Here is a 6,674-nt window from a genome sequence, read left to right as displayed (position 1 = left end):
GCTCCTCCGACTGGATCGTCGCGCTGCCAAACACCGAGTTCGCCGCGGCCTTGAATTTCATCGCGACGTGAAACCAGTCCAGGATCCGGCCTCTGGCGAGCTTGGGCCGCAGCCAATGCGCGCACTGCGAGTTCCGCCTTGGCTGCGCTTCCTCGGTCATCCGGCATGGCGTGGACGAGCCACCAGTGCATGTCGCCCAGCGCATAAAGCAAATTGCCCGAGGAGCTGGCAGTGCGTATGACGTTGGCGAACATCAACTCCATATGATTCATGATTTTGCCGAACTTGGCCCGCCGATGGGCCCTTGAGGCCGAGCAGCGCGCCGGTCAAGGCTTCAACCAATGCTATGGCCGCTGCGTTCGTGCCGGTGCAATTGCCGCCGAATCAGACTGCGCCGGCTGACCTCCGCGTCGAACTGCGTAAAGGCCCGATAGCAATGGACTACGTTGATCAAGGGCAAGGTCAACTTGCCCACCGGGGCGGTAAGCATGCCTTCCTGCCGAGCACAGAGGCGCCGGGCTTCCATGCGTACCGTTGTTCGGCAGGCAGCCATCACGAGCATTCTGGCGTCCAGAACTGCTGTCGGATTGCACAGGGCAATGCTGCTCAAGGTTTCTGTCGACGGTCAAGACTTGATCACCTATAGGTCGTGACTCTGAATCAGAAGACGCGAAAGATCATCCGTACGCCTATAGCACTTTTGGGACCGTGAACAACATGAAGCCCGAACCTGCGAATTGAAACCCGAATCGGATGCCAAGACTTCACGGAGCATCGACCGGGGGGCAAGTAGTAACCATCAACTGTTGGAACACCCATGCTCAAGAAGATCGGAGCCTTGATTGCCTCAATGTCAGTTGCGTTAGCGCCCGCGAGCTCGCTGCTAACTTCCACATTCAGCCGGGCCACTATCGGGGCCTTTGTAGGGACGACTGCGGTCATGCTGCCATCAGCGGCTCACGCAGAATCAAGTTATCGGATTTGCGCGATCACGCTGGGCCAAGGCGGGGATCGGTTAGCCATCGCGATGAAGGTTTCGAAGTACGACATTGGGACCTGTGGCGCGGCATTCGCGGGCATACAGGCAGCGCTGGGACTTATGTCTCTCGCTGGCATGGCGCGGGCGGCCCTGGCGAGTGGTGCCGGCCAGGCGTATTACTACAACGCGACATGCGAGCGGTTCTCATCGGATCTTAGCGTCAGCGGCGACGTTTGTTACTCGATGCCCCAGCAATATCGCCTCTACGGTGTCTTTCACGGCCGAGCATCAACGGTTAGTTTGAAATGAATTCGCATCGCGAGGCAATTGCACGCCAAATCAAACTGGCGCGGGCGTGGTTCAAATACGGCCGTTTTTGGGTATCACGGACGAGCGCAATCAGCCCGCTGGGCGATGGCGGGGAATTCACCCGGAAGGATGTGAAGTCGATGCAGGGCGCGGTGCGCCACGCATCGCCTCAGCTGCGCAGCGGCTGAGGCTCGCCCAGGCCCAGCAGCGTCGCAGCGAAGAAAATCTGATGTTGTTCTCAATTGCGCAGCTGCGCAGCAATCCTTACCCCTTGGGCCTTCAGCGGCGCGGCGCCACATCAGCGACCTGAGGTTGTTGGCCAAGACCGTGGCGACCATGTCGACGATGAGCGCCTGCTGGGGGTTCTACGGAACGCCGATTTTTCCGTCGCCGGTCCGAGCGAGACGATCAGCAATGTGCGTGCGTGTCACGCAATGTCGTTGCGGATCACGGAATGTGCGCAGGAGGCCGCCATCCGTCTCAACGAATTTGCGTCAGAACCGAGCATCTATTGCGCGTCTGGGCCAACATCATTGCGCGTGCACTACAGGTACGGAGCCATGCCAACACTCCAACACTTAGCGTGAAAAGTCGCGATTCCGGCTGGTGCGCGAGGCTGCTCACTTGTCCGTCAGATATCCGTCATTCATCGCTGCGGGCGCAGCCATAGATTTCGGTGGCGACAACGCGATCCTTCACCGGTCGCAGTCCACCCACCGCCCCCTACGACTGCTCATATGCTCAGTTCCGTCTTGGCATCGGCCACGCGCGCATTCAGCCGCGTGGCTCCGATCGTCGCTGCCCTGTTGATCGGCACAGGCGCTCGCGCCGAAATCGTCGTCGGTCAGGTCGCGCCGTTCAGCGGTCCGCAGGCCGTCACCGGCAAGGCCATCCATGCCGGCGCGAAGCTGTACTTTGATTCCGTCAATGCGTCCGGCGGCGTGCGCGGCCAGCAGATTCGCCTCGTGACGAAGGATGACGGGCAGAAGAGCGAGGAGACCGTCCGCCTCATCAATGAGTTGATCCGCACCGACGCGCCCATCGCGCTGCTCGGCACCGTGGGCACGAGCAACCTCGAAGCGCTCGCAAAGGACGGCGTGCTGCAGCGTACACACGTGCCGATGGTCGGCGCGGTCTCCGGCGCCTCGAGCGTCACGCAGGCGCCGGGCATGCTGGTCGTCAAGGCCAGCTACCGGGAAGAGGTCGATCGGCTGTTCACAGTGCTGTCGCGTCTGCAGATCAAGCGTGTAGGCCTGGTCTACCAAGACGACAGCCTGGGCAAGGACGTGCTCGAGGGCGCGGCCTTGTCCGCGACCCGGCACACTATTGATCTGGTAGCGCGCACAGGCTACGCGCGCAACACCGTTGACACCAGCGTCGCCGTGGCAAAGATGCTGGAAGCCTCGCCGCAAGCTATCTTCCTCGGCGCGACGACGGCCGCGGCCATCGATTTCACGAAGCGCTATCGCGCGGCCGGCGGCTGTGCGCAGATCTACGGCATGTCGATCATCGACACCGAGGCCTTGCTTAAAGCGCTGGGCCCGGATGGTGCGCGGGGCTACGCCTTCTCCATCGTGCTGCCCCTGCAGACGCAGACGAAGTTGGCCCTCGTGCGCGAGTACGTCGCGCTGCGGGCAGCTTCCAGCGATACGAATCTGTCGGCCCGTTCCATCGAGGGCTACATCGCGGCGAAGGCTCTGGTCTGGGCGCTGAACAAATCACCGCGTCCCACGCCCGAGGCGATCGCCCAGACGCTCGCTGCTCGCGGCGGCTTCGATGCGGGCGGCTTCCAGCTTGATTTCAGCCAACCCAGCACTTCGGGATCGCACGTGGTCGACTTCGCGATGTTCGGCAAAGGCGGCAAGATCGTTCAGTGACGGGGCGCGGTTCAAAAAGGCCCCGGGATGTGGTGCCGGCGGTCGGCGTTGAACTTGTTCGGCATGGCGGATCTTGGCGACCTCGTTACTTCAAGGCAGCGCCATGATGCCGGACCGGGGGCATCCATGCACCAACGCCCGCGCGAGTTGATGACGGGGCAAGAGCATCCGCACTGGCTCACGCTGCTGGGCTTGGGTCCGCTTCAGCCTCTGCGCGCCTGGCTCGGCGCGAGGCCTTCACGCCTGGCCGCATCAGGCTCATACCTCGTTGGACAAGACTAGGGATTGAGCAACGCCCTTGGCGCGTGCACTATGCGCGCTCGCTGACTTTGGGGTCGCCGCAATCGGGCACAGGCCGCAGAGTCGCTACCACAACACCAGGAGGAAAACTTGATTCTATTTGCGAGGGCGTGCTTGACCACGGCAGTCCTGCTTGGGGCAGGGGTCTGCCGTGCGGGCGACCTGCCCCCCCGGCCGGCCAACGTGAAATTGACCGGTGCGATCGAGACTATCACCCGTGACACTGTGTCAGGCTGGGCCTGTCTATCGGTGCCGACCGCTTCGTCGGCCACGGTGTCCGATCTCACACGGCAACCGCTGGTGCTGCGCTTGAAAATCGACGGAGCCTTCTGGCCCGGCGGGCAAGTCACGACAGGGCTGGTCCGCAAGACCGATGCCAACATCCTGAACCGCTGCATGGACAAACCGGCGGCGTACAAGAGCCAGCTCAACTACTACGCCGGGTTCCAGTTCAAGAACCTGCCTCCGGTGTCGATGGGCGTCAACCACACCTATGAGGTGGTGGAACTTCAACGCAACGGCAATCCTGCCAGCCTGCCAGCGATCTATATGGGGTCACTGGCCGGTGTGATCAGCAAGCAGTTCAACACCACGATGGCCGGCTTCGTGGACGTCATGACGGCCACGCCGACGCCCAACGGCACGCATGTCGTCCTCAGCGGCTGGGCCTGCGATCCCAAGGCCGGCTACAGCCCGGTGATCAACATCTACGACGATGACGAAACCAAGGTCGTGCAAACGACCGCGAACATCCCCCGCGGCGATCTTGGCCGGTTCGGCTGCGCCAAGGATGTCAAAGGCAACTATCCCTACGGCTTCAAGATCGACTTCACCTTCGACTGGACAAAGCCCGGCCACGCGCGCTGGATGGACGGCATGCTCAGGAACTACTCGGTGCGGGCACTCGATGCCGGCAACAACTTCGAACTCAAGCTGCCGTCGAACGCCACCGCAGCGCCGCCCCTGATGAGCTTCGGCAATGCGAGCCAGCTCTCTCATCCCGGCATGCAGCGTGTCTCGGGTCACCTGATCACGCCCAGCTATGCGTCGGTGTCGAGCTTCGGCAATGACTTGGAGTCGACGTTGGCCAACCTGAGCCAGCCGGTCAATGGTTGGCCAGCGCCGAGCGACTTGATCCTGCTGGGCCTGCCGACACAGATCGTGGCCAACGGCGTCCTGGTTGACCAGAACAGCGTTGACTTCCCCGCCGCGCTGGCGCAATACCATGCGGAGTACCTGAAGCGGATCTCGGCGCACGGCCTGCGTGGCGCCGCCATCCTGCAGGCGCTTCTGTACACGCCCTACACGGCGGCCGACTTGCCGGCGGATGCGTCGGCGGAAGCCGCGACGGGCTTGCTGACCAAGGTGCACCTGCGCAAGTCCTACAACGCGGGCGGCTCATGGCTCCAGCGCTGGAGCGCCTATCTGGCGGAACTGCGCCGTCTGTGCGGCCAGATCGATGCGGAGCAGGGACGCGCACCGAACAGCCTGCTGTCGACGATGGCGTACTACTACCCGGTCGACGAGGTCTTCTCGAGCACCACCTACTTCGACGCGGGTGGCCGGCAATACGGCGTGCTGAACGGCCTGACGGCGATGGAACTGGGTTGGGCCGTCGACCAGATGCGCAACGACCTGCCCGGCATCAAGACCATGACATCCCTAGCCTGGCACACTTTCATGCCGTCCAGCGTGGACATTCCCGGCGCGGATCACCTCGAGAGATACCTTGAGGCTAACCAGACCTACTGGGACATCCTGGCCCAGCACGTGGACCTGTTCTCGGTCGGAACCTATCCCGTCGGCAACGTCTTCGATCGCCTGCTGGACTCCGCCTGCGGTCCGATCGACAGCTCCGACTACGTCGATGGCGTGGACGTGGCCCAGCAAGCCAACAGATGCGTGCTGAACAAGGCGTTGCAGCGACTGCCGAGTTCCAACATCATGTTGCTGACACAAGGCATCCTGAGCGACAACGGCCTGATTGAACAACAAAATTCGGTGGAAGAGAACATCCACCGGCTGGAACGTAGCAACCGCGCCGTGCTGTCATTGATCAACCAGGATACCTCAGGTCGCGTGGTGGGCTTCGGCAACTTCATCTACCACTCGGTGGATGCGCCAGGCGCCTCCACGGGCGGGGCCATGGCCAGCGATGCCCTGGATGCCTATCTCGTCCAGCGCGGCATTGCCGGACGCTCGCAATCGTTGACGAACTTCTTCGGCAATTTGTCGCAGTGCGCGATGACGCCTTCCTGGCGAGGACGACAGTCCACCGGGAACAGCGCGTTCACATGCTCGCCATAGCGTCATCGGGGGTGGGGCCCAGGGCAATTGCATGAGCGCCAACCCCCTGGTTTTCTGCTACGGCGAGGTCGTTGGTCCCGCTTGCGCTGGCCGTTCCTGTAGCCCTAGGAGTTGCATGCACGGTTCTTAGAGGGCAGATGGCGGGCAACCGCCATCGGCTACTCGACAACTCGGCTCACTCCTGCCATCCCCCGCGGTAGCCGTCCCAGTGCTGGCCAGAGGCCTGGTTCTTCATGATCAGGTCATGCACCACGCAATTGCGTAGGTCCGCCGTGTGGTGAATCTCGCTGGCCAGATCCTGGATTTGGCTCTTCAGGTCGGCCTCGCCGTCATAGGGGATCACCACGCGGTACTCGTTCTCGTCGAGCGTCGTCGTGTCCTCTTAGAGATCGCCAATCAGATCGTAGATCTCGCGCTTCGCGCGTTTCTTTCCGCGCTGACACCAACGGGCCGCTTAACAGAAGCGGCGTTGACGATCAGGATGCGCGCTACTTTGAGAACCAATCGGAGATGTGCTGACGCATGCGCTGGAAGAATCCCGCGCGCTCCACGCCAGCAAGCGCGACGACCGGCGCCTCTCCAAGTTGCTTGCCGTTGACCGTGACGACGGCCTTGCCGATCACGGCACCCTTGGCGATCGGGGCCTCCAGGCCCGGGTTCAGCGAAACCGAGGTTTTGACTGCGGCGCCTTGTCCCTTCGGTATCACCAGAGTCCACGACTGTGCAACGCCCGCCGCGATATCGGGCACCACGCCGTACTGCACCTTGGCGGTCGCCAGTGTCGCTCCTGCCTGGACAGGGGTCGCCTCCTCGAAGTTGCTGTAGCCCCAGTTGAACAGCACCCGGGTCTGGTCAGCTCGAGCTTGCGCGCTGTTCGCGTTCATGATGACCGAAATCAGGCG

Annotated in this window: 8 protein-coding genes and 1 pseudogene; 5 read left to right on the top strand and 4 right to left on the bottom strand. The window is 62.4% G+C overall.

All coding sequences use genetic code 11. The features are described from left to right. Nucleotides 1-272: hypothetical protein (locus AC30NL_RS08450; RefSeq protein WP_489463558.1), on the bottom strand; the 272-nt coding region annotated here is incomplete at its 3' end. Nucleotides 273-334: 62 nt separating this feature from the next. Beyond that, nucleotides 335-610 carry a hypothetical protein gene (locus AC30NL_RS08445; RefSeq protein ID WP_489463557.1) on the bottom strand — a complete coding sequence of 92 codons (276 nt, stop codon included), beginning with the start codon at nt 608-610 and terminating at the stop codon, nt 335-337. Between the two features lie 207 nt (nt 611-817). Between AC30NL_RS08445 and AC30NL_RS08440 the strand changes: the two genes are divergently transcribed. The 5 genes from AC30NL_RS08440 to AC30NL_RS08420 all read left to right on the top strand — a co-directional run bounded on the left by AC30NL_RS08440 (nt 818) and on the right by AC30NL_RS08420 (nt 5,772). Then, the gene (locus AC30NL_RS08440; RefSeq protein ID WP_489463556.1) at nt 818-1,288 is read left to right on the top strand and encodes a hypothetical protein; all 471 of its coding nucleotides are present in this window, start codon (nt 818-820) and stop codon (nt 1,286-1,288) included. Then, nucleotides 1,285-1,476, top strand: a complete 192-nt coding sequence (locus AC30NL_RS08435; RefSeq protein ID WP_489463555.1) for a hypothetical protein — start codon at nt 1,285-1,287, stop codon at nt 1,474-1,476. The genes AC30NL_RS08440 and AC30NL_RS08435 overlap by 4 nt, the downstream gene beginning before the upstream one ends. Before the next feature lie 549 nt (nt 1,477-2,025). After that, on the top strand, nt 2,026-3,165 hold the full coding sequence (locus AC30NL_RS08430; RefSeq protein ID WP_489463554.1) for an ABC transporter substrate-binding protein: 1,140 nt from the start codon (nt 2,026-2,028) through the stop codon (nt 3,163-3,165). A gap of 126 nt (nt 3,166-3,291) precedes the next feature. Beyond that, nucleotides 3,292-3,447, top strand: a complete 156-nt coding sequence (locus tag AC30NL_RS08425) for a hypothetical protein (protein WP_489463553.1) — start codon at nt 3,292-3,294, stop codon at nt 3,445-3,447. A gap of 132 nt (nt 3,448-3,579) precedes the next feature. Next, the gene (locus tag AC30NL_RS08420) at nt 3,580-5,772 is read left to right on the top strand and encodes a hypothetical protein (RefSeq protein ID WP_489463552.1); all 2,193 of its coding nucleotides are present in this window, start codon (nt 3,580-3,582) and stop codon (nt 5,770-5,772) included. Nucleotides 5,773-5,947: 175 nt separating this feature from the next. Here AC30NL_RS08420 and AC30NL_RS08415 read toward each other — a convergent pair whose 3' ends face one another. Both AC30NL_RS08415 and AC30NL_RS08410 read right to left on the bottom strand, forming a co-directional pair. Next, nucleotides 5,948-6,118, bottom strand: a complete 171-nt coding sequence (locus AC30NL_RS08415; protein ID WP_489463551.1) for a hypothetical protein — start codon at nt 6,116-6,118, stop codon at nt 5,948-5,950. Between the two features lie 142 nt (nt 6,119-6,260). Beyond that, nucleotides 6,261-6,674: pseudogene (locus tag AC30NL_RS08410) on the bottom strand (serine-type D-Ala-D-Ala carboxypeptidase); the annotation flags it as partial.

Source organism: Rhizobacter sp. (assembly GCA_021153565.1).
GTDB lineage: Bacteria > Pseudomonadota > Gammaproteobacteria > Burkholderiales > Burkholderiaceae_C > Albitalea.
The sequence above is the reverse complement of the archived record's forward strand: the minus strand, read 5'-3'. Positions and strand labels throughout refer to the sequence as shown.

Excerpts from the sequence above, each read along its gene's own strand:
- AC30NL_RS08440 (WP_489463556.1), top strand. The coding sequence starts at position 818 with ATGCTCAAGAAGATCGGAGCCTTGATTGCCTCAATGTCAGTTGCGTTA.
- AC30NL_RS08435 (WP_489463555.1), top strand. The coding sequence starts at position 1,285 with ATGAATTCGCATCGCGAGGCAATTGCACGCCAAATCAAACTGGCGCGG.
- AC30NL_RS08430 (WP_489463554.1), top strand. The coding sequence starts at position 2,026 with ATGCTCAGTTCCGTCTTGGCATCGGCCACGCGCGCATTCAGCCGCGTG.
- AC30NL_RS08425 (WP_489463553.1), top strand. The coding sequence starts at position 3,292 with ATGCACCAACGCCCGCGCGAGTTGATGACGGGGCAAGAGCATCCGCAC.